Here is a 26164-nt window from a genome sequence, read left to right as displayed (position 1 = left end):
GATGCCGTGGTGACGAAGGGGCGCCCGGGTACTCGGGTGCCCCTTTCAACGTTCGGTACCGAGGCGTTCGTTGATCGATTTCGTAACTGAAGAGCTTCGTTGCGTAAGATTTCTGACTCGGTCAAGCACGATCGACCGCTGCCGATCGCTGTCGGGGGCGGAACCAACACGACGCAGAGACGAAGGAAGGACCCGGAGATCCGGTGACCGACTCCTTGCCCGCCCCGCGTACCGGTGTGGCGCCGCTTCCGGCGCTGCCCGCCGACTTCCGCGCATTCCACCAGCTGTACCGGCCCGCCTACGTGCGCTGGGCCGAGCTGCACCTCGGCAACCGGGCCGACGCGGAGGAGACGGTCGACCGTGCCTTCGAGCAGCTCGCCGCCGACTGGCCGCGCGTCCTCCGCCTCGACAGCCCGGCCGGCTACGCCTGGACCCTGCTCAAGGAACGCACCGTCGACGCGGCCCGCGCCAGGGGCCGCAGGCCGGTCATGGCGGACACGGCGCCCTTCGAGACCCACGCCCTGCACTCGGCCGTCGATCCCATAGGCGAGCTGGAGGAGAGCCTGAGCATCTACCAGGCGATCCGGGAGCTGCCCGAGCGGCAGCACGACGTCATCGTGCTGCGGTACTGCATCGGCTACAGCACCGAGGAGACGGCGGACATCCTGGGCATCAGCGTGCCCGGCGTCCGCTCCACCGCGCGCTACGCCAGGCACCGGCTCAAGGAGGCGCTCGGCCTGCGGGAGACCGCCCTCGATGCCGATGCCGATGCCGATGCCGATGCCCTTGCCGACGCCGAGAACGATGCCGACGCCGGGAACGATGCCGACGCCGGGAACGATGCGGGCGCCGAGGCCGGCGGCGCGGACGGGAGGGCCGGTCATGCCCCGGTCCATTGATCAGGTTCTGGCCCGGGCGATCCTGGTGCACCGGCCCCACACCTACAGCGACCAGGAGATCGAGGCGGCCGAGTCGCGCATCGCCGCCCGCGTCGCCGACCGGCTGCCCCCGGCCGTCAGCGGCCCGCCGCGGTCCGGCGGGCGCGAGGCCGACGCGTTCCACTACCTGGCGACCCTGTGCCGCACGGTGGTCGGGCAGGACGGCGCGCTCCAGCACATGGCCGCCCTCCTCGGGGGGCGCGTGCCGGAGCCCGAGGGCGCGCGCGTGCTGGGCTGCGTGCTCCAGCTCGCCGGCTGCGAGGACAGCGCGCGCTTCTGGTGGCAGTTCGCCGCCGGCGCGGGGGACGGCGCCGCCGCCTACTGCCTGTACCTGCACCACCTGATCCTCGGCGAGACCTGGGAGGCCGCCCTGTGGCACCGCCAGGCCGACCCGGACCGTGACCCGGAGACCGCCGACGAGGAGCGGGAGGACGGCAGCTGTCCCGCCCTGGTCCTGCGCGTGCTGGCCCGGCTGTGCGGGGACCGGGCCTGCCTCACCGCTGCCGCGGCGGCGGTCGTGCACTACGTACCGGACGCCGTGCAGTTCGTCGACGAGATCGAACTGCCCCTGCCCGCCGACGATTTCGCCCAGCGCATCGAGGAGCTGACCGCAACGGCCTGAGCACGCGCGGGGCCGGACGGGGTCTGGCCGTGTGGTCCGTTCGGGTGAACGAGCCGGGCCAGGTGAGCGGCCCCCGGGTGTCAGCGCCGTTCCCGCCGCGCCATCCGCCTTGACTCGGTCCCATGCGGTACGCCCATCACACCGGCCCCCGGCCGGCCGCCCCCGTCCTCGGCGCCCTCGTTCCCGGCGCTCTCGTTCTCGGCGCTCTCGCGCTCGCCCTGACCGCCGCCCCCGCGGCCGCCCTCGCCGGACCCGCGCCCCCGCCCATGCGCCCCGCCCTTCCCGACGACAAGGCCCTGCCGAACGGCGACGCCTCGGCGAACGGCGACGCCTCGGCGAACGGCGACGCCTCGGCGAACGGCGACGCCTCGGCGAACGGCGACGCCTCGATGAGCGGCGACCTCACCGCCCGCGGGGCCCGCGTCTTCCACGGCCGCGGGTTCGACACCTGCGAGGCCCCCGCCCTGCCCACCATGCGCGACTGGCTGGCCTCCCCCTACCGCGCACTCGGCATCTACGTCGGCGGCAAGAGCCGCGCCTGCGCGGCCCAGCCGCACCTCACACCCGACTGGGTGCGCGACGTCAGCGCCCTCGGCTGGCGGCTCCTGCCCATCTACGCGGGCTCGCAGTCCCCTTGCATCAGCCCGCCCGGCCACAGCGCCGCCACGATCGGCCCCGAAGGCCCGCGCGCCCAGGGCGCCGCCGAGGCGAAGGACGCCGTGTTCTCGGCGCGCGCTCTCGGCCTCGCGCCCGGCAGCCCCATCTACCTCGACATCGAGGACTACGACCACCACGACCCCGACTGCGCCGCGGACACCCTCGCGTTCGTCCAGGGCTTCACCCGTCACCTCGCCGACGAGGGCTGGATCGCCGGCTACTACTCCAGCGCCACCTCCGGCATCGCCCACCTGGAGAACGCCCGCCGCGCCGGCGCCCCCGACCTCCCCGACGCCCTGTGGTACGCCCGCTGGGGCGCGCCGCCCACCCTGGACGCCGAGCCGTCCCTCGACCCCGCGGCCTGGCAGCCGCACCGCCGCATCCACCAGTACGCGGGCGACGTCGCCGAGACCCACGGCGGGCGGCGCCTGCTCATCGACCGCAATCTCGTGCACGCCCCGGTGGCCGTTCTCGCCGGCGCCCCCGAGGGCGTTCCCGCACCGGGCATCAGGTGAATCCCTGATCCCCCCTGACGAAAAGGAGGCGGCCCCTCCACCTCTGGGAGGTGCAGCCAGCACCACTTCTACACCCTGGGGCGGATACCTCATCGCGACCTGTGGCCGATCCCCGAGCGGGGTGATGTCTCCTAATTTGTAAGGCATGACCACGCCCAGGACGGCCCGGACAGCAGCCCCGCTGACCTTCACCTCGTACGTGCAGGCACGCGGCCCGGTTCTGCTGCGCGCTGCCCGCTCGCTCACCGCCAATCCCAGTGACGCCGAAGACCTCCTCCAGACCGCCCTCACCAAGACCTACCTGGCCTGGGAGCGGATAGAGGACCACCGGGCGCTGGACGGCTACGTCCGCCGCGCCCTGCTCAACACCCGCACCTCGCAGTGGCGCAAGCGCCGCGTCGACGAGTACGCGACGGACGAGCTTCCCGAGCCCGACCCGCTGCCCGCGCCCGACCCGGCCGAGCAGCAGGCGATGCGCGACGCGATGTGGCGCGCCGTCGTCAGGCTCCCGGCGCGGCAGCGGGCCATGGTCGTCCTGAGGTATTACGAAGATCTGAGCGAGGCGTCGACCGCCGAGGTGCTCGGGGTGTCCGTCGGCACCGTCAAGAGCGCCGTCTCGCGCGCGCTCGCCAAGCTCCGGGAGGACGAGGAGCTGGCCGAGGTCGCCCGGGACAGTCAGCATGGCGGGCAGTACAGCGCTCAGCACGGCGCTCAGTACAGCGCTCAGCGCGGCAGTCACCGCGACAACCAGGCGATGGCCGCGTAATTCGTCGGCCCCCGACAGTGCCATAAGGCCGCCGCAGCCACCACAATCACCGGAGACCGACCGTCAGGCGAGGAGCCAGGAGGCCCCCGGTGCTCGGCACGATGCAGGACGTCCCCCTACTGATCAGCCGCATCCTGCGGCACGGCGCCACGATCCACGCGCGCTCCCCCATCACGACCTGGGCGGGTGAGGGCCGGGAGCCGCGGCGCCGCACGTTCGCGGCGGCGGGCGCCCGTTCCGCCCAGCTCGCGCACGCCCTGCACGACGAGCTGGGGGTGCGCGGCGGCGACGTCGTCGGCACCTGCATGTGGAACAACGCGGAGCACCTTGAGGCGTACTTCGCCGTCCCGTCGATGGGCGCCGTGCTGCACACGCTCAACCTGCGGCTGCCGTCCGAGCAGCTGGCCTTCATCATCGGCCACGCCGACGACCGCGTGATCCTCGTCAACGGCAGCGTCCTGCCGCTCCTCGCCCCGCTGCTGCCCGGCCTGCCCCGCGTCGAGCACATCGTCGTCGTGGGCCCCGGCGACACCGGCGCGCTGACCGGCGCGCGCGCCGCCGTTCACGACTACGAGGACCTCATCGCGGGCCGCCCCACCACCTACGACTGGCCCGAGCTGGACGAACGTACCGCCGCCGCCCTCTGCTACACCTCGGGCACCACGGGCGACCCCAAGGGCACGGCCTACTCGCACCGTTCGATCTTCCTGCACTCGATGCACGTGACGGCGGCCGAGGCCATGGGCCTGACGCTCGCCGACCTGACGCTGCCCGTCGTGCCGATGTTCCACGTCAACGCCTGGGGCATCCCGCACGCCGTCTTCATGTCCGGCACCGGTCTCCTCATGCCCGACCGGTTCCTCCAGCCGGGGCCGCTCGCCGACATGATCGCCGCGGAACGTCCCACCCACGCCGCCGCGGTGCCCACCCTCTGGCAGGGGCTTCTCGCCGAGCTGGCCGAACGACCCCGCGACGTCTCCAGCCTCAGCCGCGTCGCCATCGGCGGCTCGGCCTGCCCGCCGGCGCTGATGCGGGCGTTCGAGGAGAAGTACGGCATCAACGTCCGGCACTGCTGGGGCATGACGGAGACGTCCCCCGTCGGCACCACCGCGGACCCGCCGCCCGGCCTCACCCCCGAGGAGGAGCGGCCCTACCGGGAGTCGCAGGGCCGGTTCAGCGTGGGCGTCGAGGCCCGTCTCGCCGGGCCGGACGGCACGTTCCTGCCGTGGGACGGCACCTCGGCCGGCGAGTTGGAGGTCCGCGGCCCGTGGATAGCCGCCGCCTACCACGGCGGCCCCGGCGGCGAGCCGGAGCGCCCCGCCGACCGGTTCAGCCCGGACGGCTGGCTGCGCACGGGCGACGTCGGCGTCATCTCGCCCGAGGGCTACCTCACCCTCACCGACCGCGCCAAGGACGTCATCAAGTCGGGCGGCGAGTGGATCTCCTCCGTAGCCCTGGAGAACCACCTGATGTCCCATCCCCTCGTCAGCGAGGCCGCCGTCGTCGCTGTTCCGGACGACACCTGGGGCGAACGCCCGCTCGCCGCCGTCGTCCTGTCCGACCCGGCCGACCCGGCCGACCCGGCCGAGGCGACCGAGGCGACCGAGGCGACCTACCGCGAGCTGCGCGGCCACCTGGGCGAACGCCTCCCGCGCTGGCAGCTGCCGGAACACTGGACGCGGGTCGACGCCGTGCCGAAAACGAGCGTCGGCAAGTTCGACAAGAAGGTGCTCCGCGCCCGTTACGCCCAGGGCGAACTCACCGTCGTCACCCTGGAGGACTGACCGGGCCCGGCGCCCGCAGACCCGCGGGCGCCGGGCCGTGGCCGCTAGTGCGCGCCGATCTTGGTCAGCAGGTCCACGATCCGCGCCTGCACCTCCGGGTTCGTCGAGCGCTCCGCGAGGAACAGCACCGTCTCGCCCGAGGCCAGCGACGGCAGCTGTCCCGGGTCCAGCTCCGCGGCCGTGTAGACGACGAACGGGGTTCGGTTCAGCAGGCCGTTGACCCGCAGCCAGTCGATGATCCCGGCACGGCGCCGCCGCACCTGGTTGAGATCCATCACCACCAGGTTCGGACGGATCTGCGACGCCACCTCCATCGCCTCCGCGTCGGAGGTGGCGTGCGCGGCCTGCATCCCGCGCCGTTCGAGCGAGACGGTCAACGCGTTCGCGATGGCCTCCTGCTCCTCCACCAGCAGTACCCGCGGCGGGTGCTGCTCGCTGTCGCGCGGCGCGAGCGCCTTCAGCAGCACGGCCGGGTCCGCGCCGTACGCCGCCTCCCGGCTGGCCTGGCCGAGCCCCGCCGTCACCAGCACCGGCACCTCCGCGGCCACCGCCGCCGAACGCAGGGACTGCAACGCCGTCCGCGTGATCGGGCCCGTCAGCGGGTCGACGAACAGCGCCGCCGGATAGGCCGCGATCTGCGCGTCGACCTCCTCGCGCGAATGCACGATCACCGGCCGGTACCCGCGGTCCGTCAGCGCCTGCTGCGTCGAGACGTCCGGCTCCGGCCACACCAGCAGCCGCCGCGGGTTGTCCAGCGGCTCCGGCGGCAACTCGTCGTCCGCGGGCGCCGGTGGCCCGGCGGGCACGTGCCGTTCGGTCACCTCGACCGCCCCGTTCGGCCCGTCCAGCGGCTCCGGGCCCTCGGCCGCGCCCTCCGCGGGGGCGCCGATCGCGAACTGCCGTCCGCGGCCCTGCGTTTCCTCCCGCTCCTCGCGTTCCTCGTGCCCCTTGTGCCCCTCGCGCCCGTCGCGTTCCTCGCGCTCCGGCGCGCCGGGGGCGCCCGGCTGCTGCACGGGAGCCAGCCGCGCATCGTCGGCGGGCGGCGTCGCGAGCTTCCGCCGACGCGCCGGTGCGATCGGAGCGGGCAGCTGCGGCCCCACCGGAACGCCCTGCCCCAGCGTCTGCACGCTGACCCCCGGCGGCCGCGGACCGGCCTTCGCACGGTCGCTGCCGGGCATCGGCAGCGCGCGCGGCTGCCGCATCGTCTGGGCCACCGGCGCGGTGCCGTCCAGAATCGGGCTGGCCGCCACCACGGAGTGCTCCACCACCGGCGGCTCGTCCGACTCCTCCGGCTGTGGAACGGCCGACGGCTGCGGCGGCTGCGGACCCACCGGTTCGAGCGCCGCAGCCCCGGTGCCCTGCACCGCGACGCCGCCCGCGCCCGGTGCGCCCGGCGGCTGCTCGTGCGGCTGTTCCTGCGGCTGTTGCTGCTCCTGCGCGGGCTTGGCCCGCCTGCGCCGCCCCGTCGGCTCCTCCGCCGCGGGGGCGTGCGGGACGGGCGCCGCCTCGCCGGCCGGCGCGAGCGCGCGCCGTCGGCGCCCGTTGCCCGGGTCCGGCTCGGGCCCGAACGCCTGCGGCCCCGCGGGCTCCTGCACCGCCACCTCCGCGGAGGCCGGCGGCGCGGGGGCCGCTTCCGCGACGGCCACCTCGGCGGAGGCCACCTCGGCGGAGGCCGGCGGTGCGGCCCTCCGTCGCCGACCGGTCGGCGTGTCAGGAACCGGCTCGATCGCCATGGGCGCCTTGCCCCCCGTGCCCCGCACCGGCTGCGCGGGAACGGGCATCACCGTCGTGTCACCGCTCGCGTCCCGCGGCTTCGCCGGCGGGGCCTTGCCGCCGCCCGCCGCCACCGGAACCTCAAGCACATACGCCGCCGAGCCGCCCACCTCGTGCGTCTGCAACACCCCGCCGTGCTGGCGAACGATGCCGCGCACGATCGGCTCGTGCACCGGATCGCCGCCCGAGTGCGGACCCCGCACCTCGATCCGCACCACGTCACCGCGCTGCGCGGCGGCCACCACGATCGTCGAGTCCCCGCCGGCCGCGCCCGCCGCCGACTGGCCGGTGGCGTCGACCCCGGCCACGTCCGCCACCAGGTGGGCGAGCGCCTGCGCCATCCGTTCCGGGTCCACCTCGGCCTCGATCGGCGGCGCGTGCACCGCGAACTGCGCACGCCCCGGGCCGATCAGCTCCGTCGCCCCCTCGACGCCCGCGGCCACCACCGCGTCGAGCGACGCCCGTTCGAGCGCCAGCTTCTCCTGGCCCTCGTCCAGCCGCTGGTAGCTCAGCACGTTGTCCACCAGCGTCGTCATCCGCGCGTACCCGGCCGCGAGATGGTGCAGCACCTGATTGGCCTCCGGCCACAACTGCCCCGCCGGATCGGCCGCCAGCGCGGACAGCTCGGCCCGCAACTGCTCAAGCGGCCCGCGCAGGCCCTCGCGCAGCACGGACGTCAACTGCTCGTTGCGCGCCGCCATCGCATCGAAGGCACGGCGGTCGGTGAACGCGAGCACCGCGCCGACCAGCTGGTCGCCGTCCCGCACCGGCGCCGTGGTCAGATCCACCGGCACCGCACGCCCATCCTTCGTCCACAACACCTGCCCGCGCACCCGGTGCTTGCGGCCCGAGGTCAGCGTGTCGTGCAGCGGCGTCTCCTCGAACGCCAACGGCGTTCCGTCGGCCCGCGAGTGCTGCGCCAGCGGATGCAGCTCCTGGCCGCCGAGCTGGCTGGCCCGGTGCCCGAGGATCTGCGCGGCGGCCGGGTTCACCAGCACGATCCGGCCCGCCGTGTCGACGCCGACCACGCCCTCGGACGCGGCCCGCAGGATCATCTCCGTCTGCCGCTGCTGGCGCACCAGCTCGGACTCCGTATCCAGTGCGTCCGACAGATCGCGCACCACCAGGACCAGCAGCTCCTCACCGGAGTAGTCGTCGGCGAACGCGGCTTCGATCGCGGATCTGTACGGCGTATGACCGGCGTTGAGTCCGGCGCTTGTCACCTCGACCGGCAACTCGATGCCGTCCGTGCGCCGGGCGACCATGCGCGTCGGCCGCGTCCGGACGCTCGGGTCCTCCTCCGGGCGGCGCATCGAGCCGGGGATACGGCGCGGGTCGAACTCCGGCACGATATCGAGCAGCCCGCGGCCGACGAGAGGAGCGCCCGGAGCCTCCAGCGTCTCCACGGCGATGGCGTTGGCGTTGACGACGGTGCCGTTGCCGTTGACGAGCAACAGCGCGTCGGGCAGCGCGTCGAGTATGGCGGCGAGGCGAGCAGCGCCCCTCGCTGGCCTGCTGCTCACGACGTCGGTTCCTCCCTTGACCCACGTGTTCAGGTGCACGTACCCCGTGCCTGTCATTAGGGGGAGTCTACGGGCAGGCGCAACGGGCGCGGCGGTCCGATGTGAAGACGCAGCTCAGGCGCCGATTTCCGGCAGCGCGGGCACCAGCGCGTCCCAGCGGGCGATCTCGCAGCCGTCGACGCGGCTGAACGTGGCGCGCACCCGCTCGCCGTTCCAGACCCCCTCGATCTCGGCGGTCGCGGGGCCGCCGTGCACGTAGGTGCACAGCGCGTCCTCCGCCACCGCGTCGAACGGCCGGTCCGCCCGCTCCACGGCCTCGCAGGCCCCCGCCGGATCGGGGTGGTCCCCGCCGGCCGGCCCGCAGATCAGCTCGTGGGTGCCGTCCGCCGCCGTTCCGCTGTCCGCAACGGTGATGACCAGACGGTTCGCCGCCTCCTCGGGCGCATGCCCCGCGACGGCGGCGGCCGGCACGGCGGCGGAGGCGACGAGGGCGAGGGCGGCGACGAGAGTCTTGTGCAGCATGCGGGGGCTCCATGGTTCAGTGCGGTCGGAGGCACCGGACGCACCTCCGCTCCCACTGCTAACGCTCCTCCGCCCGACACGTTGCGCAACTCGACTCGGCGGCGACACCCCCGTAGGGTGGAATCCGATTGGCTGCGGCCGTTCGGGCTGTGGCATTATTTGCTCGCACGCACGCGGCGTAGCCCGCGCTGTCGTGCGAGGAGGCTTCGCCTAGTCTGGTCTATGGCGCCGCACTGCTAATGCGGTTTGGGGTAACCCCCCATCCCGGGTTCAAATCCCGGAGCCTCCGCCACCTGTGCCCTGGTCTGCCCCAAACGACCAGGGCATTCCGCTGTTCCCGCAGGTCAGCACCCCCACCGGATACGGATTTCACCAGCGGCCGCAGGTCATGTAATGTTGTCCCCGCACCGGCCCCAAGGGGCCAGGCGCTCGTAGCTTAACGGATAGAGCATCTGACTACGGATCAGAAGGTTGCAGGTTCGAATCCTGCCGAGCGCGCAGCAGCTCGAAGGCCCTGCCGAGTGATCGGCAGGGCCTTTCGTGCGGGGTGGTCAGGTGGGCAGGAGTTGGAGCAGGTGGTGTTTGGGGCGGGTGCCGACCAGGGATTTGGTCAGGGTGCCGTTGGCGTACAGGTGCAGGGTGGGGGCGGCCAGGACGTGCTGGGTGGTCGTGGTCACGGGGTTCTCGTCGATGTTGAGTTTGGCCACGGTCAGGCGGTCGGCCTGCTCGCGGGCGATCTCTTCGAGGACCGGGGCCAGTTGCCGGCACGGGCCGCACCATGGGGCCCAGAATTCGAGGAGGACCGGTCGCGCGCTGCGCAGGACCAGCTCGTCGAAGGTGTCGTCGGTGACGGTGACGACGGCGGGGTCGCGGGTCACGGTGGGGTCCTTTGCGTTCGGCGGGCCGCTTCGGGGGAGAACGCGCAGCGCGGCTCGGCGGCCCGCGCCAACTGGTCGGCGATCCGTTCACGTGCCTCGCCGAGGCGTGCGATGCATGCGTCCAGTTCGGCGAGCTTGTGCCGGTAGACGGCGAGCGAGTCCGGGCAGCGGTCGCCCGCCTCGTGCCCGTCGCGCAGGCACTCGACGAACGGCCGGGTCTCCTCCAGCGCGAAGCCGAGGTCGAGCAGGGTGCGGATCTCGCGCACCATCCGCAGGTCCTCCTCGGCGTACTCGCGGTAGCCGTTCGCGGTGCGGCGGGCCGGCAGCAGACCCTGCGCCTCGTAGTAGCGCAGCGACCGTGAGCTGACGCCGGCCCGTTCGGCCAGCTCTCCGATCCGCATGTGCGGCTCCTCCCTGTTCACCCGCGACGTTAGACCTTGACGCCGGTGTCAAGGCCAGCGAGTCGGTGGCGGACCCACACGTTGGGTTCGACGTAGACGGCGTAGCCCTCGTCCGGCACGCACCGGACCGGGGAGAGGCCGCCGGGGACCCGGGTGGGGCCTGGGGCGGTGAACGGGGCGCCGGTCCACTCGCGCCACTGGGCCAGGGAGCCGGTGACCACCATCGAGGCGGGCGCCACGGAGTCGATCACTCCGCCCGCCCGGACGTGGGTGCGCAGCCACGCGTCGGCGGGGAGGCCGTCGGGGCGGGTACGGCGGGCGTACTCGGCCATCGGCGTGTCCGGCTCGTGGTGCTTGGCGGAGGGGCGGACCGGGGCGACCAGCTCGGTGAAGCCGAGGAACGCGGCATTGCGCCGCAGCGCGTCGAGCAGGCGCCCGGACAGCCCCTGGCCGAGGCAGTCGGTCCGGATGGTGACATCGATGGCACTCACCGTGTCGGGCCGCGCGCCGTGGTCCCGGTCGGTGAACGCCCACCGCAGCACCTCGTCCCAGCCCGTCGCCGGCAACGCGCCGCGGCCGGGCACGCGGAGGGCGAAGGGAACGCTGTGCCCCCGCCCGACGACCTCGCCGCGTTCGTCGAGCGCCGCGAGCGTGAACGCGGGGAACTCCTCGGCGATCCGGCCGAAGTAGGCGTTGCCCGCAGGATCGTTCTTGACGAACTCGGGCCAGGTGTCGGGGAACCAGATGAGGCCCTCAAGATCTGGACGTTCGGCAAGGCTGCTGATCTCCACGCGCACGGTCGCAGCGTAGTATGAACGCTACGGTCCGTGCAGTTCTCGTGGGGGGAGCCTCGGTGGGTGCGTTCGACGAGGAGTGGGCGCAGTTGCAGGCTGCCGCCCGCGAGGAGCAGATCAGTGCCTCGCGTCACGTTTCGGAGGCGGGCGGTGCGAACGACCGGCTGGTGGCCAGTTCCGACGCGCAGCGTGCGGCGGCGGACTACCTGGAGACCGAGCTGCTGCCGGACGCGCGCCGGGAGGGCAACCTGCCGGTGGACGAGCTGAGCCGGGCGTCGGCCCGGATGAGCGGGTGGGCGTGCGCCACGGGCCTCCGGACCGTCTCCGACGGCTGGGCGGGCAAAGTCGCGCTGCTGACCGCGCAGTTGCAGGCCGAGGCGGAGGCGCTGCGCGGCGTCTCCACGGGATTCGCCGGTGGCGAGCTGGAGACGACGTACCAGTTCGGGCAGTTGGGCAGCCTCGCCGACGGCACCTGGTGAGCCGTGCCGACCTACGCCGAAATCATCGAGCAGGACTTCGAGATCCTGGAGACCGCGGCGAGTGAGCTGGACGCGGCCTCGGACGGGTTCGAGGAGGTCGCGGTCAACTACCGCAGCGAGGTGGCCTCGTTGCCCGGCCACGAGGAGCTGTGGGTCGGGGAGAGCGCTGGGGCGGCCAGTTTCCAGTTCTCCGCGACCGAACAGGAGCTGGACGCGGCCAAGGCGGAGGCGCGGGCGCTGGCGGCCGTGATCAGGGACGGCAAGGCGGAGCTGGTGCGGCTGCGCGGCGCGCTGGAGGCGGTCGTCGCCGACATCAGGGCCGAGGGCTTCGAGGTCAACGGCGAGGGGCGGGTCCTGCTGGACCCCGAGTGGGCCAACGACACGGAGTACGAGCGGCTGACGCGCGACCGTGGCATCCGGCAGGGCGAAGTGGACCGGGCCGTGGAGGCGGTGGGGCAGGCGGATGACAGCCTGCACCTGGCGCTCACGCAGTTCATGGAGACGAACGACGGCCGCCGCGCGGGCATCTTCAACGGCGCGGCCGAGGACACGGCCGACGAGGTGCTGGCGGCCCGGGCCCACGAGCTGGGCGGCCGGCTCGCGGCCGGGGAGGAGCTGTCGGCGGACGAACGGGCGGAGCTGGTGCGGCTGCTCGAACTGGAGGCGGACGACCCGGAGTTCGCACGGGAACTGCTGGACGGGCTGGGCGGCGGCGGCTTCGTCGACCTGGCCGCCCAGGTCGGCGGTCAGGTCGTCGGCGGGGAAGGGGATACGCGGCGGGACTTCGTCGCGCTCCAGGACCACATGCGAACGCTGCTCGCCACGGGCACGGCCGTGCCGTCCCTGGAGCCGGGCAGCATGGAGCACGGTCAGTGGGCGCGAACGGAACAGGGCCTGTTCTACACGCAGTTCATGGCGGAGCTGGACGAGGCGGGCCGCGCCGAGCACCGGGTGGAGGGGCTGACCGGGCAGGACGTACGCGGCTACCAGCTGCTGACGAGCCTGATGAGTTCCGGGGAGGCGGACTACTCGCAGCGGCTGCTGCACGACCTCGCCGACAACATCCGTGCGGCCGAGGACCCGTCGATGGGCGGAGACCCGGACTTCTGGCTCCAGGGCTCCGATGAGGCCGGGGTCGATGGGCTGGACGACACGGACCTCGAATGGTTCACGGTCGATCCGATGGACACCATGCTCGGGATCATGGGTGACCAGCCGCCCATCGCCACGTCCTACCTCGATCCGAGCGGCGGCAACGGCCGCCTGGAGTACCTGATCGACGAGCGCGACTGGTCACATATGAACATGTTCGTCACGCCGACGCAGGCCGTCGACGTGCCGACCGGCCAGGACGGCTTCGGCGCGGCCCTCCAGGCCGCGACGACGGGCGTCCCGGCGGGCGAGCGCCCTGTCGAGCTGCGCCTCACGGAGGGGGGCGGCGCGATCACGGAGATGGTGTTCGACAAGTTTTCGGCGAACGAGGCAGCACTGATCGCGGACGGCGGCCAGTTCCAGTCCCTGCGCCCGGAGCTGGCCAGGATGACGGCCGCGTACATGGGCGATTTCCAGGCGCAGTTGAGTGGCCTGGAAATCCTGCCTCAGTCGGAGAAGCCCGTCGAGCTGGGGGAGAGAAGCGACATCGTGAGTTTTCTGGGGCAACTGGGCAGGGATCAAGAGGCGCACGGCATCATCACCGGTGCTCAGCAGGCGTTCACCGCGGTCAGTGTGGATCGCGCGCTGGCCACGGAGCTGCCGGAAGGAATCGGGCAGGAAGAAGCCGTTGTGCAGGCCGTCGCTCCGGGTGCCCAGATGGCGGGCATCATGAGCGAGGCACGAGCCAACGCTGTCTTTGAGCAGGGCATCGCGGGCGACGAGGAGCACAACGCCAGAATGGGACTGATCCAGGACTGGACGGGCGTCGTCCTGGACGAGGTGGTGGGGGTGGCTTCTGAGCGGTACCCGGTCGTGGGACCGGCCATCGAGTGGGGTGTTGGCGAGTTGTCGGACGCCATCTTCTCCACGTTGGAGCGCGACAACAGCGAGCGAGCGGCTGCGGACGCAGGAGCCGGCTACCTGGCCGATTACGAATCGGCGGTGTTCTCCGCGGGTAACGCCGTCGAGGTTGCTGCTGTTGGGCGATACGGTGAGGACAGTGATGCGCCGAGGGTGCTGCGTAATGCTGCGGAAATGGAGATCATGGAGTTCTTCGGTCTTCGAATCGAGTGGGACCATCCAGATTTGGAGAAGTAGTGAGGTGGCGCGTGCGTGCTTTCGTCGGAGTGGGCGTGGCGCTTGCGGTTCTCGCGGTCGTTGGTTGCGGTGGGTCATCCGAGAGGGAATACGGCTTGCCGAGCAGTTTGTGTGGCGTCGATATGGACCAGAGCCTTTATGAGGCGCTCTTTCCACCGGGGGACGATCTGGACGTACTGCATTCGTTCGAGGACTACGAGCAGATGGCAACGCGTCACTGTGAGATTAATGTGGACGATGAGACGGTACTGCGGGTCGACGCAGAAGGCAGGGAAAGCTTCGAGGAGTTCGGCCTTGACTCACTCGGCGTCGACATGGCGGATGCCGAGAGTGTGTCCGGGGAGTTCGAGGCTGTGGTGTGGCCGGGGGTGGCCATGGCGACTGCGGCTTGTGCTGTGCCGGGGCCCGGGGGGCACAACTACATTGACCAGCTGACGCTCGTTCTCGAGGCCGAGCATCCGGGGGATGCGGACGAGTCGCGGCGGGTGTTGGCCGATGTTATTCAGCCGTTGTTTGCCGGGGCGTTGGCGATGACTCCCTGTGCGGAGAACGCCGCGCGTTGAGCGTCGGCGTTCCCCGGGGTGGGGTCAGCGGCAGGGGTCGTGGCCCCAGTTCATCAGGGAGTGGCGCCAGCGGGAGTGCGTCACGTCGCCCTTCGGGCGCTGTTTCAGGTGGCGGTGGATGTAGCCGGTGACCTTCCGCATGTGGGCCAGGTCGTCGTCCGTCAGGTCGGGCTTCTTGGTGTGCATCAGCTGCACGATGCGGCGGCCCGACGCGTGGCCGGTGCTTTCCTGGCTCTTTCCCTTGTGCTGGCCCGCGGCGTGGGATTCCTCCGTCGTCAGCCATTGTTCGAGGCGGTGGGCCGGGAGGTTGACGGCGTGCTGGAATGCGGTGATCGTCTCTTCGCGGTCCTGTGTCGTGGCGTTCACTGTGCGTCGTCCTCCTTTCTGCGGAGCGCTTCCGGTTTATGCACGGCGGTGCCGCCGGATTTTTCGCTCCGCACCTCGTACTGCGGGTGTTCCGGGGAGGCGTTGACCGTTCGGCCTCCGGCCCGTGTGCGTTCGGTGATTTTGCGTGTCACCTTGCCCACGGCCTCGCTCCCGTGGCTGCTCCATGCCACGTGGTCGCCGGGGCGGGGCTCCTTTTCCCTGGTCATGTCTTCGCCCTTTGTCGCGTCGAGGTCGCCTTCTCGGCCGTTCGCGTCCCGGGTTCCCACCGGGCGCGTGCCGATGCTCAGTGGCTGTGACGGGCTCGGCGGTTCAGCTCGGCGACGCGGGGGCTCAGGGATTCGGAGGCGGTCACCGGGGCGAGGTCTTCGGGGCGGGCGGTCCACTCCTGGCCGCCGCCCGGGGGGCGCAGCCAGACCGTGCCGTAGAGGTGGGCCATGACGCGGCCGACTCTGCCGCGCGAGACGTCGCGGGCCATCGTGCCGACTTCCGGGGTGGTGGCTGGCGGGTTGGCTGTCATGGCCGCACTCCGGGGTCCGGAAGGGACGGGACGTCCTTACCCCGTTCCCATGCCCGGCCGGGGGCCGGGCAAATGGCCCGGCCCGATACTCAGAGCGAAATTTGAGGTTGGACTCGGCGCAGAGCGTGTATGAGGGCGACCGCCTCGTCGAGGAGCACGGCCTCCTGGGCCGCGCCGCGGTCGGCGGCGCGGCGGGCCGTGGCGGCCGGGAGGTGGGTTTCCAGGGTGCCGTCGAGCTGAGGGAGCAGCGCGGCGAGGACCGGCCGGGCCTGCGGGAGCGCGCCGACCGCGGCCTGGGCAAGGATGAGGGCCGACATCGCGCAGTCCAGGCCGGGCGGGCCGGTGTCCGCGTTGCACCAGTCGATCACCACGGGGCCGCGCGGGCCGAAAATCACGTTGTCCGGGTGCAGGTCGAGGTGGACGATCCGGCCGGGGAGCGCGTGTAGCCGGTGCAGCAGGCCGGCGAGGGTGGCCCCGGCGCGGGCGCCGACATCGTCGGCGGCGCTCTCGGTGAGGAGGGCTTGCAGCATGGTGGGGCCGGTGAGCCGTTCCATCACGAGATCGGCGGGTCCCGGCGCGTCCTCGAGGTGAACGGCGGGCACCGGGTAGCCGAGGGCGGCGAGGCGCGCCATGAGGGCGGCCTCGTCGGTGGCATCGGTGCCGTCGCGGTAGCGGCGTAGCACGCGGCCCGGGTCGCCGACGAGCGTGTACACGTCGGCGCTCCGGCCGGAGCCGATCCGTTCACCCGTTCGCACGTTCCCCACCCTACGACCCGGGGAAGCGTCAGCCCGCTGAGCGCTTGGCTTCCTGCTTGGCCGCGCGTACCCGGGTCAGGGACTCGGGGCCCGTGATGTCCGCGACGGAACGGTAGGAGCCTTCCTCGCCGTAGGGCCCCGCGGCCTCGCGCCAGCCCTCGGGGGTGACGCCGAGCTGCTTGCCGAGCAGCGCCAGGAAGATCTGCGCCTTCTGCTTGCCGAAGCCGGGCAGCCCGTTCAGCCGTTTCAGCAGCTCGGCGCCCGTCCCGGCGTCGCGCCACAGGGCCTCCGCGTCGCCGTCGTGGTGGTCGGTGAGGTGCTGGCACAGCTGCTGGACGCGCTTGGCCATGGCCGCCGGATAACGGTGCACCGCGGGTTTGGTGGCCAGGACGGCGGCGAAGTCCTCGGGTGGCAGGGCCGCGATCTCGCGGGCGTCGAGGTCGTCGCGGCCGAGGCGGGTGGCGATGGTGCGCGGGCCTGTGAAGGCCCACTCCATCGGCACCTGCTGGTCGAGGAGCATGCCGACGAGCGCGGCCAGCGGGCTGCGGCCGAGCAGCTCGTCGGCGTCCTGGCGCTGGGCGAGCCGGAGGGTGTGGTTCATTCACCCATCATGGCCGCCGAGCCCGAAGGCGGCGGCGAGGGTGCCGTAGGCGGGCAGCGGAATGTCGTGGAGCGGGTCCTCCGTGACGACCTGGAGCGCGAGGTGGTCGGCGCCCGCGGCCAGGTACTCCTGTGCGCGGGCGTGCACGGCGTCCGCGCCGCCGAGGGCGAACACCGCGTCGAGCAGCCGGTCGCTGCCGCCGTCGCGGAAGTCGTCGTCCTCGAAGCCGAGGCGGCGCAGGTTGTTGGTGTAGTTGGGCAGGGCCAGGTAGAACGACAGGTACGCGCGGGCGGTGGCGCGGGCCCGCGGCAGGTCCTCGTCGAGGACGACCTTCAGCTCGGGCGCCAGCACCGCGCCGTCGCCCAGCTCGGCACGGGCCTGCGCGGTGTGGCCGGGGGTGACGAGGTAGGGGTGGGCGCCGCCGGCCCGGTCGGCGGAGAGCTTCAGCATCCGCGGGCCGAGCGCGGCGAGCACGCGGCGGGCGGGCGGAACGGGCCGGTCCGCGGCGTCGAGGGCGTCGAGGTAGTCGGTCATGGCGGAGTACGGCCGCCGGTAACGCGGGGTCGCGGCGCCGTGGCTCACCCCGAGCCCGAGCACGAACCGGCCGCCGTGCGCCTCGTTCACCTCGGCGAACTCGGCGGCGACGGCGGCCGGTTCGTAGTCCCAGATGCTGATGATGCCGGTGGCGACCGTGAGCCGTGTCGTGCTGTCGAGCGCGGGGCGGGCCTGGGCGACACCGGGGCTGCCGCCCAGCCACAGGGTGCCGTAACCCAGGCGTTCAAGCTCCGCGGCGGCCTCGGCGGCTTCGCCGCCGCGTGCCGGATCGGACGAGTTGAGTGCCCCGCTCCAGATGCCGATGCGGCCGAGGTCCGCGGCGAGCGCCGCCCTGGCCGGCCGTTCCACGCTTTCCGAGTTCGTCATGCGCGGCAGAACCCGGCGCGGTGCGTGGTTATTCCTGCACGATCCGCTGTCCTTCGATTCTCACCCGGATGGCCGGAAGCGGTTCGTCCGCGGGCCCGCTGAGCACTTCGCCGGTGGCCGCGTCGAAGACCGAATTGTGGCAGGGGCAGTGCAGCTCGGCACCGGCCGGCTGGACGCCGCAGCCCTGGTGGGTGCAGACCGCGCTGAACGCGGCGACCGTGGCCTCGTCGGCGCGGAACAGCAGGGCGTCGTCGCCGTCCGGGGTCGTGGCGGCCGTCGCCTCGCCCACCGGCACGTCGGCCAGCGCGGCGAGGGCGCCACCCGGGCCTTCGGGGTCCTGCGGCGCGGCGTCGTCGTTGCCGTTGTCGCCGTTCTCGGCGCCGGTGTCGTCGCTGTCGTCGCTGTCGTCGCCGCACGCCGCGAGGGCCAGGGTGCCGGCGGAGGCGGCGGTCGCGGCGAGGAGGGTGCGGCGGCGGGTGTGGGTGTGTGGGGTCGCAGTCATACCCGTGCACACGAAGCCACCCCGCTTCGGGTTCAGTTCACTTTTGAACCTCCGGCGCCCCCGTCTCGTGTGTGGGGTCGAAGACGGAACGCGGGCATGACACAAGGGAGCGAACCATGGTCGGCTGGGGGCTGCGGATACTGGTGGTGCTCGGCCTGCTGGGGTCGGCGTGGGTGCATCTGATCGTGTGGCAGGACTGGGCGCGCTACGACGACGTCGTCGGGCCGCTGTTCCTGGTGAACGTGGGCGCCGGCGCGCTGCTCGCCGTCGCCGTGGCCATCTGGCGCGGGCACTGGCTGCCGGAGCTGGCGGCCGTCGGGTTCGGCGCGGCGACGCTGCTGGCGTACGTGCTGTCGCTGACCGTCGGATTCTTCGGCGTGGAGGAGCAGTTCCGCACCGACGAGGAGGTCTGGGGCGTGGTGACCGAGGCCGCCTGCATCGTGGGCGGCGCCGCCCTGCTCGCGCTCCGCTTCCGCCACCACCCCCGCCTGGGCGGGCGTCGGGGCACGCGTCGGGGCGCGCGGGCATGAACGAAAGCGCGGAGGACCAGCTGATGCGCGCCCTGCACGACGAGCACGCCGCGGCGTTGTGGTCGTTCGCGCTCCACCTCACGGGTGGCGACCGCGCGCGGGCCGAGGACGTCACGCAGGAGACGCTGCTGCGCGCCTGGCGGCACCCCGGCGTGCTGGACCAGTCGGCGCGCTCGGCCCGCGCCTGGCTGTTCACCGTGGCCAGGCGCATCGTGATCGACGGCTGGCGGTCGGCGGCGGCGCGTTCGGAGATCACCACCGACGCGCTGCCCGAGCCGGCCGTGCCCGACGACACCGAACGCGCCGTGCAGGGCTGGCTGGTCGCGGACGCGCTGGACGAACTGTCCGCCCGCCACCGGGAGGTGCTGGTCCTGTGTTATTTCCAGGGCCTGTCGGTGGCCGAGGCGGCCGCGCGGCTCGGGATCGCCGAAGGTACGGTCAAGTCACGGACCCACTACGCCCTTCGCGCGCTGCGCCTGGCGCTTGAGGAGAAGGGCGTGACCCGATGAGCGGGGATTCGTTCCGGACGTTCGACGGGGCCTATGTGCTCGGCGCGCTCGCACCGCAGGAACGGGCCGCGTTCGAGGAGCACATGCGCACCTGCGAGTCCTGCGCCCGTGCGGTGCGGGAGCTGGCCGGGCTGCCCGGGCTGCTCGCGCAGACCGAATCGGCCGCGGGCCGGCCGCCGACTCCCGAACTGCTGCCGGGGCTGCTGGCCCGGGTCGGCGCCGCCCGGCGCAGGCGGCGCCTGCTCACCGGCATCTCGGCCGCGGCGGTGGCGCTCGCGGCGTGCGTGGCCCTGGTGTTCATGCTGCTCGGCGGGGGCGGCGCGGCGGAGGAACCGGAGTCGGCGATGACGCCCGTCGGCGGCTACCCGGTGTCGGCGACGGTCGGCCTCGTGGACGCCGAGGGCGGCATGCGCGTGGAGATGGAGTGCCAGTACGGCGGCGACCGCGGCGGCGACTACCTGCTGGTCGCCGTGGGCCCCGACGGCACCGTGGCGGAACTGGCGAGCTGGCACGCGCTGCCGCGGGACACGGCTTACCTCACGGTGGGCACCCCGCTGCGGCGTGCGGACATCGCTTCGCTGGAAGTCCGCACGCCGAGCGGGCTGACGGTGCTGCGGCTCACGCTCGGTTCCTAGTAGTGCTTCGTCAGGGCGCCGTCCACTTCTGGTTGGCGGCGCCGGTGCAGGTCCACAGTTGCAGGCGGGTGCCGTTCGCCGAGGAATTGCCCGTGGCGTCCAGGCACTTGTCGGCGGCCGGGTTGACGATGTCGTGGGCGGCGTTGGCGACCCACTGCTGGTTGGGCCCGCCGTGGCAGTCCCAGATCTGCGTGGGGGACCCGTCCGCGGTGCCGCCGTCGATGTCGAGGCACTTGCCGAGGGCGCGGATGGTGCCGTCCGTGCCGATGGTCCAGTTCTGCGCGGCCGACCCGTTGCAGTCGTAGAGCTGCACGGGCGTGCCGTTGGCGGTGCCGGCCCCGGCGACGTCGACGCACTTGCCGCCCAGGCCGCGGATCGGGCCGGTGCGGCCGCCGCCGCTGTCGCCGGTGGTGACGCGCACGTAGTCGACGACGAGCTGCTGCGGGAAGACGGTGGAACCGTCGGGGTTGCCCGGCCAGTAGCCGCCGACGGCGAGGTTGAGGATGAGGAAGTACGGCTTGTTGAACACCCAGGGGTCGCCGCCCAGATCGGCGGGCGTCCTGGTCTGGTACACCTGGCCGTCGACCGACCACGTGATGGCGTTCGGCGACCAGTCGACGGCGAACGTGTGGAACCCGTCGGCGAACGCCTGCCCGCCGGGGAGGGTGTACGCGCCGCCGATCGACTCGCCGCCGGAGTAGCCGGGGCCGTGCAGGGTGCCGTGCACGGTGCCCGGCTCGAAGCCGACGTTCTCCATGACGTCGATCTCGCCGCTGGCGGGCCAGCCGATGCTGCCGATGTCGTTGCCCAGCATCCAGAACGCGGGCCACATGCCCTGCCCGCGCGGCAGCTTCATGCGGGCCTCGACGTGGCCGTACTGGGCGGTGAAGCGGCCCGCCGTGTTCATGCGGGCGGAGGTGTACTCGCAGCGGCCGTACCAGCAGGCGTAGTTGCCCGGATTCTCCCGGCGGGCGGTGATCACCAGGTTGCCCTGGCCGTCGAGGGCGGCGTTGGCGTTGCCGGGCGTGTAGTACTGCAACTCATGGTTGTTGACGTTGTCGCCGACTTCCAGCTGCCACCGGTCGCCGTTCACGGCGGAGCCGGCCGGACCGTCGAAATTCTCCTCGAAGACGACGGCGGCGGGTGCGGGCGCAGGTGCGGGTCCGGGCGCAGGTGCGGGTGCGGCCTCGGCCGGTGGGGCGGGGTCGGCCGCGGCGTAGGCGTGCGGGAGCGTCCAGGCCACGGCCAGCACGGACACCGCGGCGATCATGCGTCTGACGCGTTTCACGGGCACCACTCCAAGGTGGGGAGTTGTGGGGCGCCTCCCATGCCCGTGACACAGCTTCGAGCGTGGCGCAGACCAACTCAAGGGCGGATACCGGCCTGATTGGTTCCGGAACGCGGCGGACCGGTTATCGGTCTCCGCGGCACGTTCGCTAGGGTCGGCAGGCATGGCCCACAATCCGCACGCCCCTCAGCCGCCCCAGGGCCCGCAGGGTCCGCAGGACCACGACCCGGCGGGCAGCACGCAGATGTTCCAGGCGTTCGTCAACGACAGCACCACCGCGTCGCGGCAGGTCACACCAGCGGCGCCGCCGTCGGCCGGGCCGCGCGTCGGCCTGATCGCGGGCGTCGTCGTGGCGGTCGTCGTGCTGGCCGCGGTGGCCTGGCTGGCCCTCGGCTGACGGCGCGCGACGCGCCCACGTGGCGCGCCCGCGTGGCACATCGAACTCCCCCGGACCGGCGGCGGGTCCGCCGGCCCGGGTCTCCTCACTCCTCCGCGGTCAGGCCCTCGCGCAGCTGTGCCAGGGTGCGCGTCAGCAGCCGGGAGACGTGCATCTGCGAGATGCCGACCTCCTCGCCGATCTGGGACTGCGTCATGTTCCCGAAGAAGCGCAGCATGATGATGCGGCGCTCGCGGGCGGGCAGCCTGGCCAGCAGCGGCTTCAGCGACTCGCGGTACTCGACCCCCTCAAGGGCGGTGTCCTCGTAGCCGAGCCGGTCGGCCAGCGAGCCCTCGCCGCCGTCCTCCTCGGGCGAGGGTGAGTCCAGAGAGCTGGCGGTGTAGGCGTTGCCCACGGCGAGGCCGTCGACGACCTCGTCCTCCGAGACGCCGAGGCATGCGGCGAGCTCGGGCACGGTCGGGGAGCGGTCGAGCCGCTGGGACAGCTCGTCGCTCGCCTTGGTGAGGGCGAGCCGCAGCTCCTGGAGCCGGCGCGGGACGCGCACCGACCACGAGGTGTCGCGGAAGAACCGCTTGATCTCACCGACCACCGTCGGCATCGCGAACGTCGGGAACTCCACGCCCCGTTCGCAGTCGAACCGGTCGATGGCCTTGATCAGCCCGATGGTGCCGACTTGGACGATGTCCTCCATCGGCTCGTTCCTGCTGCGGAACCGGGCCGCCGCGTAGCGCACCAGCGGAAGGTTGAGCTCGATCAGGGTGTCCCGCACGTATCCGCGCTCGGGGCTGTCCGCGTCGAGCGCTGAGAGCCGCTGGAACAGGGAACGCGACAGCGTGCGGGTGTCGAGGTTGCCGGTCTCCGCGGGAGCTTCCTGCGGCAACGAGGGTACGTGCGGCGCGGGTACATGCGGCGTGCCGGTCGTGGTGAGCACCTTGGAGCTGCCCAGTTCTACGGACATGCCACCCCCTTGAGGTCGTGGACGGGTCGCGGCGGCGCGCTTCCGGATGTGACTTCGGACGAGAGAAGTCGCCTCCTCGTGGATACCGGCTCTGCCGCCACGGCAAACGCGGTTCCCACAGAATGTCACATGTCATCAACGCGACGTAGCTTCATGTCGATAAAACGGCACAGCTGAGGGCTGAGTTCCCGAAGTTGAGTAGCTCGTGAGACTTAGGCGTCGAGCGGATTTGCGGCACGCAGCCGGGTGAAGCTCCGCGAGAGCAGCCGGGAAATGTGCATCTGCGAAACGCCTAGCTCCGCACTGATCTGGGACTGCGTCAGGTTGCGGTAGTACCGCATCAGCAGGATGCGCCGTTCGCGCTCGGGTAGTTGCACCAGCAGATGCCGGACCAGCGCGCGATGCTCGACGCCGACCAGTCCTGGATCTTCATAGCCCAGCCGGTCGATGAGCCCCGGCATCCCGTCGTCCCGCTCGCCCGCGGCCTCCAGCGAGGTCACCCGGTAGGCCCGGCCGGCGTCGAAGCTCGCCAGCACGTCCTCCTCGGGGATGCGCAGCCGTTCCGCGATCTCGGCGGCCGTCGGGGTCCGCCCCAGCGCGACCGTCAACTCCTCGGCGGCCCCGCGGACCTGCGCCCACAGTTCGTGCAGCCGCCGTGGCACGTGCACGCTGCGCACGCTGTCCCGGAAGTAGCGGCGGATCTCGCCGACGATCGTCGGCATGGCGAAGGTGGGGAACTGCACGCCGCGCTCGCTGTCGAACCGGTCGATCGCGTGGATCAGCCCGATCGTGCCGACCTGGACGATGTCCTCCATCGGCTCGTTCCTGCTGCGGAAGCGCAGTGCGACGTAGCGGACCAGCGGCAGATTCGCCTCGACCAGCGCGGCACGAACCCGGGCGCGCTCGGCGCTCCCCGCGGGACAGTCCGCCAGCCGCTCGAACAGGGCCTGTGTGAGCGCCCGCGCTGCCGCACCCCGGCTCTGCGTCGCCGCCACCTCCCGACCACTCCTTCACGGCTATCACCACCGGGCAAAACCATTCATAGCATCACAAGACAGGTCCACTGTGTGCAAGCACCGGTTAACTACGTGTTGATCAGCGGCCGGTCAGCAGGTCGCCGACCGCGTCCGCCGAGCCGGAGAGCGCCTCGAAGAGGAGGTGAACGAACTCGGCGGACCTGGCGGGGGAAGTCATCACGGCGTAGAACGCGGCAACGGTCAGGACGTACAGGGCGATCTTCCTCGCCTGCGCCAGCGTCATGGGATGCCTCCGAGACGAACGACTCCGGGCGGTCGGCCGGACGAGCGGCCATTGAACCAGACAAGGCAACCCAGCCCCCGGCGCCGCTCCCCGAACTGAGACGGAGGCACGGCGAGAGGGCGGGCCCCGTGGGGCCCGCCCTCTCGTCTGTACTGCTCAAGAGCGGTAGCGGAGGGATTTGAACCCTCGGTGGAGTTGCCCCCACACTCGCTTTCGAGGCGAGCTCCTTAGGCCGCTCGGACACGCTACCGGGAGAGAGCCTATCCCACGCCGGGGCCCGGCAGAAAACCGGAAGGGTCAGGGGGAACGGAAGAAGTCCGTCAGCAGCCGGCCGCACTCGTCCGCGAGGACCGAGCCGATCACCTCGGGGCGGTGGTTGAGGCGTCGGTCGCGCAGGACGTCCCACACGGAGCCGGCGGCGCCGGCCTTGGGGTCGGTGGCGCCGTACACCACGCGGTCGACGCGTGCGAGCACGCCGGCGCCCGCGCACATCGTGCACGGCTCCAGCGTGACGACCAGCGTGCAGCCGGTGAGCCGCCAGGCGCCGAGCCGTCCGGCCGCCTCCCGCAGGGCCAGTACCTCGGCGTGCGCGGTCGGATCGCCGGTGGCCTCCCGTTCGTTGTGCCCCGTGCCGAGGACGGGGCCGTCCGGGCCGCCGGGGCCGAGGACCACGGCGCCGACGGGCACGTCTCCCGCCTTCGCCGCGGCGGCGGCCCGCGTCAGCGCTTCGCGCATCGCCGGCCGCCACGGGTCGCGCAGCGGGTCCCGCGCGGTCACGCGGGGGGTCTCTTCGGTCATTCGGTCATGGGGCGGGCGTCACCTGACCGCCTCAAGGACCTCGGCGCAGCCCAGCGCGTCGGCGATCTCGCCGAGCGCGTCGTCGGGGGTGAGCTTCAGAACGGTGCCGGCGTCGATCCCCAGGTCCGCCAGCAGGCCGGAGTCGCCGAGCGGGCCGCGCGGCACCGCGTCGGGGGAACCGGGCTCGTGGTCGTCCTCTTCTTCGGCCTCGGCCACTTCGCCGTCCTGGGAGCCGTCCAGGCCGGCCAGCTGGTCCAGAACGTCGGGGCCCTCCGGCTCGCGGCCCAGCAGCTCATCGGTCAGCAGGATTTCGCCGTAGGCGCTGCGCATCGCCCGTGCGGCGTCGGAGACGAAGATCCTCGGGTCGTCCTCGCCGTCCACACGGACGAGACCGAACCAGGCACCTTCCTGCTCGATGCAGACGAGAACCGTCTCGTCGTCGGGAGTCGCCGCGCGGGCCAACTCGGCCAGCTCGTCGAGACTCTCCACGTCATCGAGCTCTGTATCACTCGCTTCCCAACCATTATCGGTCCGCGCGAGCAGTGCGGTGAAGTACACCGTGACTCTCCCCACTCGGTTCGGCAGTGCCACCTGCATCGTGGCAGAAAAGGGGTGCGCTGTCGGGTAACTCGGCAGTTCACCAACGGAATGTTCGCGCGCGTTGTTCCTCACGCGAACGGACGGGTACGGGCGCGGTCGGCCGGGCTCGGGCGCCGGGGCGGCATATGCCCTCCTCCTGCCATGCACCACTCTCCACGCCGCCGCCGTTCTTTGTCCACCGGCGGTCCACAACGGGAAACCCGCCGGTCAGTCCTGGAGTGCCGGTGGTGTTCGATACTGTCGAACCCATGCGGACCCATGTCGTCGACCACCCGTTGGTGGCGCACAAGCTGACCACGCTGCGCGACGCGCGTACCGACTCCCCGACGTTCCGGCGGCTGGCCGATGAACTCGTCACGCTGCTGGCCTACGAAGCGACCCGTGACGTCCGCACCGAGCTGGTCGACATCGCGACCCCGGTGACGGCGACCACGGGTGTACGTCTCTCCCATCCGCGTCCGCTGGTCGTGCCGATCATACGGGCAGGTCTGGGCATGCTCGACGGCATGGTCAGGCTGCTGCCGACGGCCGAGGTCGGCTTCCTCGGGATGATCCGGGACGAGGCGACGCTGGAGGCGTCCACCTATGCGAACCGGATGCCCGAGGACCTGTCGGGGCGTCAGGTCTACGTGCTCGACCCGATGCTGGCGACCGGCGGCACGCTGGTGGCCGCGGTGGGCGAGCTGATGCGGCGCGGCGCGGACGACGTGACGGTGATCTGCCTGCTGGCGGCGCCCGAGGGCGTGGAGCGGCTGGAGGCGGCGCTGGCCGGGGCGCCGGTGACGGTGGTGACCGGCGCGCTCGACGAGGGTCTGAACGAGCAGGGGTTCATCGTGCCGGGCCTGGGCGACGCCGGCGACCGGATGTACGGCACGGTCGGCTGATCCCGGCCGCCCGCCCCTGCATGACCGCGCCTAGGCCCTGTCCTGCCGATCTTGCCGGGCCCACGACTCCCCCAGACTCCGTCCGGGAGGTGCCCCCAGCTACGGCACTCCCCCAGCCTGGCGGCTGGGAGGTGCCCCCACGCTGCGTTACCGAATC

General features: G+C 72.2%; 31 protein-coding genes and 3 tRNA genes. 15 read left to right on the top strand and 19 right to left on the bottom strand.

Annotated elements, in window-relative coordinates; all coding sequences use genetic code 11:
* Nucleotides 1-203: 203 nt before the first annotated feature.
* The 5 genes from RM779_RS25255 to RM779_RS25235 all read left to right on the top strand — a co-directional run bounded on the left by RM779_RS25255 (nucleotide 204) and on the right by RM779_RS25235 (nucleotide 5282).
* On the top strand, nucleotides 204-899 hold the full coding sequence (locus tag RM779_RS25255; RefSeq protein WP_311620063.1) for an RNA polymerase sigma factor: 696 nt from the start codon (nucleotides 204-206) through the stop codon (nucleotides 897-899).
* A complete protein-coding gene (locus RM779_RS25250; RefSeq protein ID WP_311620062.1) occupies nucleotides 883-1560 on the top strand; it encodes a hypothetical protein in 678 nt (225 codons plus the stop codon). The genes RM779_RS25255 and RM779_RS25250 overlap by 17 nt, the downstream gene beginning before the upstream one ends.
* 122 nt (nucleotides 1561-1682) lie before the next feature.
* Nucleotides 1683-2732, top strand: a complete 1050-nt coding sequence (locus RM779_RS25245) for a DUF1906 domain-containing protein (protein ID WP_311620061.1) — start codon at nucleotides 1683-1685, stop codon at nucleotides 2730-2732.
* A 145-nt stretch (nucleotides 2733-2877) separates the two neighbouring features.
* Nucleotides 2878-3498 carry a SigE family RNA polymerase sigma factor gene (locus tag RM779_RS25240; RefSeq protein ID WP_311620060.1) on the top strand — a complete coding sequence of 207 codons (621 nt, stop codon included), beginning with the start codon at nucleotides 2878-2880 and terminating at the stop codon, nucleotides 3496-3498.
* 89 nt (nucleotides 3499-3587) lie between these two features.
* On the top strand, nucleotides 3588-5282 hold the full coding sequence (locus RM779_RS25235) for a long-chain fatty acid--CoA ligase (RefSeq protein ID WP_311620059.1): 1695 nt from the start codon (nucleotides 3588-3590) through the stop codon (nucleotides 5280-5282).
* Nucleotides 5283-5326: 44 nt separating this feature from the next.
* Here RM779_RS25235 and RM779_RS25230 read toward each other — a convergent pair whose 3' ends face one another.
* Nucleotides 5327-8578: a PAS domain-containing protein gene (locus tag RM779_RS25230; RefSeq protein ID WP_311620058.1), complete on the bottom strand. Its 3252-nt coding sequence runs from the start codon at nucleotides 8576-8578 to the stop codon at nucleotides 5327-5329.
* Between the two features lie 114 nt (nucleotides 8579-8692).
* Nucleotides 8693-9100 (bottom strand): SSI family serine proteinase inhibitor, encoded by a 408-nt coding sequence (locus RM779_RS25225; protein ID WP_311620057.1) that lies wholly within the window; start codon nucleotides 9098-9100, stop codon nucleotides 8693-8695.
* Between the two features lie 199 nt (nucleotides 9101-9299).
* Between RM779_RS25225 and RM779_RS25220 the strand changes: the two genes are divergently transcribed.
* Both RM779_RS25220 and RM779_RS25215 read left to right on the top strand, forming a co-directional pair.
* Nucleotides 9300-9392: transfer RNA gene (locus tag RM779_RS25220), tRNA-Ser, on the top strand.
* A gap of 133 nt (nucleotides 9393-9525) precedes the next feature.
* A tRNA-Arg gene (locus RM779_RS25215) sits at nucleotides 9526-9598 on the top strand.
* A 53-nt stretch (nucleotides 9599-9651) separates the two neighbouring features.
* On the opposite strand, the gene trxA is transcribed toward RM779_RS25215, so the two are convergent.
* Genes trxA through RM779_RS25200 form a run of 3 tightly spaced genes read right to left on the bottom strand, consistent with a single transcriptional unit; the run spans nucleotide 9652 to nucleotide 11176 of the window.
* Nucleotides 9652-9978 carry a thioredoxin gene (gene trxA, locus RM779_RS25210; RefSeq protein ID WP_311620056.1) on the bottom strand — a complete coding sequence of 109 codons (327 nt, stop codon included), beginning with the start codon at nucleotides 9976-9978 and terminating at the stop codon, nucleotides 9652-9654.
* A complete protein-coding gene (locus tag RM779_RS25205; RefSeq protein WP_311620055.1) occupies nucleotides 9975-10379 on the bottom strand; it encodes a MerR family transcriptional regulator in 405 nt (134 codons plus the stop codon). Before RM779_RS25205 ends, trxA begins: the two co-directional genes overlap by 4 nt.
* A gap of 29 nt (nucleotides 10380-10408) precedes the next feature.
* A complete protein-coding gene (locus RM779_RS25200) occupies nucleotides 10409-11176 on the bottom strand; it encodes an N-acetyltransferase (protein ID WP_311620053.1) in 768 nt (255 codons plus the stop codon).
* 56 nt (nucleotides 11177-11232) lie between these two features.
* On the opposite strand from RM779_RS25200, the gene RM779_RS25195 reads away from it, so the two are divergent.
* Genes RM779_RS25195 through RM779_RS25185 form a run of 3 tightly spaced genes read left to right on the top strand, consistent with a single transcriptional unit; the run spans nucleotide 11233 to nucleotide 14465 of the window.
* A complete protein-coding gene (locus RM779_RS25195) occupies nucleotides 11233-11652 on the top strand; it encodes a hypothetical protein (RefSeq protein WP_311620052.1) in 420 nt (139 codons plus the stop codon).
* 3 nt (nucleotides 11653-11655) lie between these two features.
* The gene (locus RM779_RS25190; protein WP_311620050.1) at nucleotides 11656-13902 is read left to right on the top strand and encodes a hypothetical protein; all 2247 of its coding nucleotides are present in this window, start codon (nucleotides 11656-11658) and stop codon (nucleotides 13900-13902) included.
* An 11-nt stretch (nucleotides 13903-13913) separates the two neighbouring features.
* Nucleotides 13914-14465 carry a hypothetical protein gene (locus RM779_RS25185; protein ID WP_311620049.1) on the top strand — a complete coding sequence of 184 codons (552 nt, stop codon included), beginning with the start codon at nucleotides 13914-13916 and terminating at the stop codon, nucleotides 14463-14465.
* A gap of 24 nt (nucleotides 14466-14489) precedes the next feature.
* Here RM779_RS25185 and RM779_RS25180 read toward each other — a convergent pair whose 3' ends face one another.
* From RM779_RS25180 to RM779_RS25150, 7 genes are all read right to left on the bottom strand, one after another.
* Complete coding sequence (locus RM779_RS25180; RefSeq protein WP_311620048.1) at nucleotides 14490-14831, bottom strand: DUF3140 domain-containing protein; 342 nt, start codon at nucleotides 14829-14831, stop codon at nucleotides 14490-14492.
* Nucleotides 14828-15058, bottom strand: coding sequence for a hypervirulence associated TUDOR domain-containing protein (locus RM779_RS25175; RefSeq protein ID WP_311620223.1), 231 nt, complete (start codon nucleotides 15056-15058; stop codon nucleotides 14828-14830). Before RM779_RS25175 ends, RM779_RS25180 begins: the two co-directional genes overlap by 4 nt.
* Nucleotides 15059-15135: 77 nt before the next feature.
* The gene (locus RM779_RS25170) at nucleotides 15136-15369 is read right to left on the bottom strand and encodes a hypothetical protein (RefSeq protein WP_311620047.1); all 234 of its coding nucleotides are present in this window, start codon (nucleotides 15367-15369) and stop codon (nucleotides 15136-15138) included.
* Nucleotides 15370-15458: 89 nt separating this feature from the next.
* A complete protein-coding gene (locus RM779_RS25165; RefSeq protein ID WP_311620046.1) occupies nucleotides 15459-16124 on the bottom strand; it encodes a phosphotransferase in 666 nt (221 codons plus the stop codon).
* Between the two features lie 28 nt (nucleotides 16125-16152).
* Entirely contained in the window at nucleotides 16153-16725 is a 573-nt protein-coding gene (locus tag RM779_RS25160; protein ID WP_311620045.1) for an HhH-GPD-type base excision DNA repair protein, read from the bottom strand.
* A complete protein-coding gene (locus tag RM779_RS25155; RefSeq protein WP_311620044.1) occupies nucleotides 16726-17646 on the bottom strand; it encodes a TIGR03620 family F420-dependent LLM class oxidoreductase in 921 nt (306 codons plus the stop codon).
* A 28-nt stretch (nucleotides 17647-17674) separates the two neighbouring features.
* Nucleotides 17675-18148, bottom strand: coding sequence for a Rieske (2Fe-2S) protein (locus RM779_RS25150; RefSeq protein ID WP_311620043.1), 474 nt, complete (start codon nucleotides 18146-18148; stop codon nucleotides 17675-17677).
* Between the two features lie 116 nt (nucleotides 18149-18264).
* Between RM779_RS25150 and RM779_RS25145 the strand changes: the two genes are divergently transcribed.
* The 3 genes from RM779_RS25145 to RM779_RS25135 are packed head-to-tail and all read left to right on the top strand — an operon-like array spanning nucleotide 18265 to nucleotide 19822.
* Nucleotides 18265-18678, top strand: coding sequence for a hypothetical protein (locus RM779_RS25145; protein ID WP_311620042.1), 414 nt, complete (start codon nucleotides 18265-18267; stop codon nucleotides 18676-18678).
* A complete protein-coding gene (locus RM779_RS25140; protein ID WP_311620041.1) occupies nucleotides 18675-19187 on the top strand; it encodes a sigma-70 family RNA polymerase sigma factor in 513 nt (170 codons plus the stop codon). Before RM779_RS25145 ends, RM779_RS25140 begins: the two co-directional genes overlap by 4 nt.
* Nucleotides 19184-19822 (top strand): anti-sigma factor family protein, encoded by a 639-nt coding sequence (locus tag RM779_RS25135; RefSeq protein ID WP_311620040.1) that lies wholly within the window; start codon nucleotides 19184-19186, stop codon nucleotides 19820-19822. Before RM779_RS25140 ends, RM779_RS25135 begins: the two co-directional genes overlap by 4 nt.
* A 10-nt stretch (nucleotides 19823-19832) precedes the next feature.
* Here the strand turns inward: RM779_RS25135 and RM779_RS25130 are convergent, their stop codons facing one another.
* Nucleotides 19833-21092, bottom strand: coding sequence for a ricin-type beta-trefoil lectin domain protein (locus RM779_RS25130; RefSeq protein ID WP_394813390.1), 1260 nt, complete (start codon nucleotides 21090-21092; stop codon nucleotides 19833-19835).
* Nucleotides 21093-21273: 181 nt separating this feature from the next.
* On the opposite strand from RM779_RS25130, the gene RM779_RS25125 reads away from it, so the two are divergent.
* Entirely contained in the window at nucleotides 21274-21507 is a 234-nt protein-coding gene (locus tag RM779_RS25125) for a hypothetical protein (protein WP_311620038.1), read from the top strand.
* An 85-nt stretch (nucleotides 21508-21592) separates the two neighbouring features.
* Here RM779_RS25125 and RM779_RS25120 read toward each other — a convergent pair whose 3' ends face one another.
* From RM779_RS25120 to RM779_RS25095, 6 genes are all read right to left on the bottom strand, one after another.
* Nucleotides 21593-22465 carry an RNA polymerase sigma factor SigF gene (locus tag RM779_RS25120; protein WP_077060059.1) on the bottom strand — a complete coding sequence of 291 codons (873 nt, stop codon included), beginning with the start codon at nucleotides 22463-22465 and terminating at the stop codon, nucleotides 21593-21595.
* Between the two features lie 212 nt (nucleotides 22466-22677).
* Nucleotides 22678-23460, bottom strand: a complete 783-nt coding sequence (locus RM779_RS25115) for an RNA polymerase sigma factor SigF (RefSeq protein ID WP_311620036.1) — start codon at nucleotides 23458-23460, stop codon at nucleotides 22678-22680.
* A 100-nt stretch (nucleotides 23461-23560) separates the two neighbouring features.
* Nucleotides 23561-23725: a hypothetical protein gene (locus RM779_RS25110; protein ID WP_311620035.1), complete on the bottom strand. Its 165-nt coding sequence runs from the start codon at nucleotides 23723-23725 to the stop codon at nucleotides 23561-23563.
* A gap of 163 nt (nucleotides 23726-23888) precedes the next feature.
* Nucleotides 23889-23975 (bottom strand) — tRNA-Ser (locus RM779_RS25105).
* 47 nt (nucleotides 23976-24022) lie between these two features.
* Nucleotides 24023-24523: a tRNA adenosine(34) deaminase TadA gene (gene tadA, locus RM779_RS25100; protein WP_311620034.1), complete on the bottom strand. Its 501-nt coding sequence runs from the start codon at nucleotides 24521-24523 to the stop codon at nucleotides 24023-24025.
* Between the two features lie 18 nt (nucleotides 24524-24541).
* On the bottom strand, nucleotides 24542-25081 hold the full coding sequence (locus RM779_RS25095; protein WP_311620033.1) for a tRNA adenosine deaminase-associated protein: 540 nt from the start codon (nucleotides 25079-25081) through the stop codon (nucleotides 24542-24544).
* A 290-nt stretch (nucleotides 25082-25371) separates the two neighbouring features.
* Here RM779_RS25095 and upp point away from each other — a divergent pair, with 290 nt between their 5' ends.
* On the top strand, nucleotides 25372-26007 hold the full coding sequence (gene upp / locus RM779_RS25090) for a uracil phosphoribosyltransferase (protein ID WP_077063380.1): 636 nt from the start codon (nucleotides 25372-25374) through the stop codon (nucleotides 26005-26007).
* Nucleotides 26008-26164 lie beyond the last annotated feature (157 nt).

The organism is Streptomyces johnsoniae (assembly GCF_031845565.1).
GTDB lineage: Bacteria > Actinomycetota > Actinomycetes > Streptomycetales > Streptomycetaceae > Streptomyces > Streptomyces johnsoniae.
This window is presented reverse-complemented; position numbering and strand designations above follow the sequence as displayed.

Bases quoted from the DNA above. Each gene is read 5' to 3' on its own strand.
- RM779_RS25170 (WP_311620047.1), bottom strand. From the start codon at position 15,369: ATGACAGCCAACCCGCCAGCCACCACCCCGGAAGTCGGCACGATGGCC.
- upp (WP_077063380.1), top strand. From the start codon at position 25,372: ATGCGGACCCATGTCGTCGACCACCCGTTGGTGGCGCACAAGCTGACC.
- tadA (WP_311620034.1), bottom strand. From the start codon at position 24,523: ATGACCGAAGAGACCCCCCGCGTGACCGCGCGGGACCCGCTGCGCGAC.
- RM779_RS25245 (WP_311620061.1), top strand. From the start codon at position 1,683: ATGCGGTACGCCCATCACACCGGCCCCCGGCCGGCCGCCCCCGTCCTC.
- RM779_RS25125 (WP_311620038.1), top strand. From the start codon at position 21,274: ATGGCCCACAATCCGCACGCCCCTCAGCCGCCCCAGGGCCCGCAGGGT.
- RM779_RS25250 (WP_311620062.1), top strand. From the start codon at position 883: ATGCCCCGGTCCATTGATCAGGTTCTGGCCCGGGCGATCCTGGTGCAC.
- RM779_RS25150 (WP_311620043.1), bottom strand. From the start codon at position 18,148: ATGACTGCGACCCCACACACCCACACCCGCCGCCGCACCCTCCTCGCC.
- RM779_RS25240 (WP_311620060.1), top strand. From the start codon at position 2,878: ATGACCACGCCCAGGACGGCCCGGACAGCAGCCCCGCTGACCTTCACC.
- RM779_RS25160 (WP_311620045.1), bottom strand. From the start codon at position 16,725: ATGAACCACACCCTCCGGCTCGCCCAGCGCCAGGACGCCGACGAGCTG.
- RM779_RS25155 (WP_311620044.1), bottom strand. From the start codon at position 17,646: ATGACGAACTCGGAAAGCGTGGAACGGCCGGCCAGGGCGGCGCTCGCC.
- RM779_RS25120 (WP_077060059.1), bottom strand. From the start codon at position 22,465: ATGTCCGTAGAACTGGGCAGCTCCAAGGTGCTCACCACGACCGGCACG.
- RM779_RS25145 (WP_311620042.1), top strand. From the start codon at position 18,265: ATGGTCGGCTGGGGGCTGCGGATACTGGTGGTGCTCGGCCTGCTGGGG.
- RM779_RS25225 (WP_311620057.1), bottom strand. From the start codon at position 9,100: ATGCTGCACAAGACTCTCGTCGCCGCCCTCGCCCTCGTCGCCTCCGCC.
- RM779_RS25110 (WP_311620035.1), bottom strand. From the start codon at position 23,725: ATGACGCTGGCGCAGGCGAGGAAGATCGCCCTGTACGTCCTGACCGTT.
- RM779_RS25205 (WP_311620055.1), bottom strand. From the start codon at position 10,379: ATGCGGATCGGAGAGCTGGCCGAACGGGCCGGCGTCAGCTCACGGTCG.
- RM779_RS25135 (WP_311620040.1), top strand. From the start codon at position 19,184: ATGAGCGGGGATTCGTTCCGGACGTTCGACGGGGCCTATGTGCTCGGC.
- RM779_RS25130 (WP_394813390.1), bottom strand. From the start codon at position 21,092: ATGATCGCCGCGGTGTCCGTGCTGGCCGTGGCCTGGACGCTCCCGCAC.
- RM779_RS25175 (WP_311620223.1), bottom strand. From the start codon at position 15,058: ATGACCAGGGAAAAGGAGCCCCGCCCCGGCGACCACGTGGCATGGAGC.
- RM779_RS25140 (WP_311620041.1), top strand. From the start codon at position 18,675: ATGAACGAAAGCGCGGAGGACCAGCTGATGCGCGCCCTGCACGACGAG.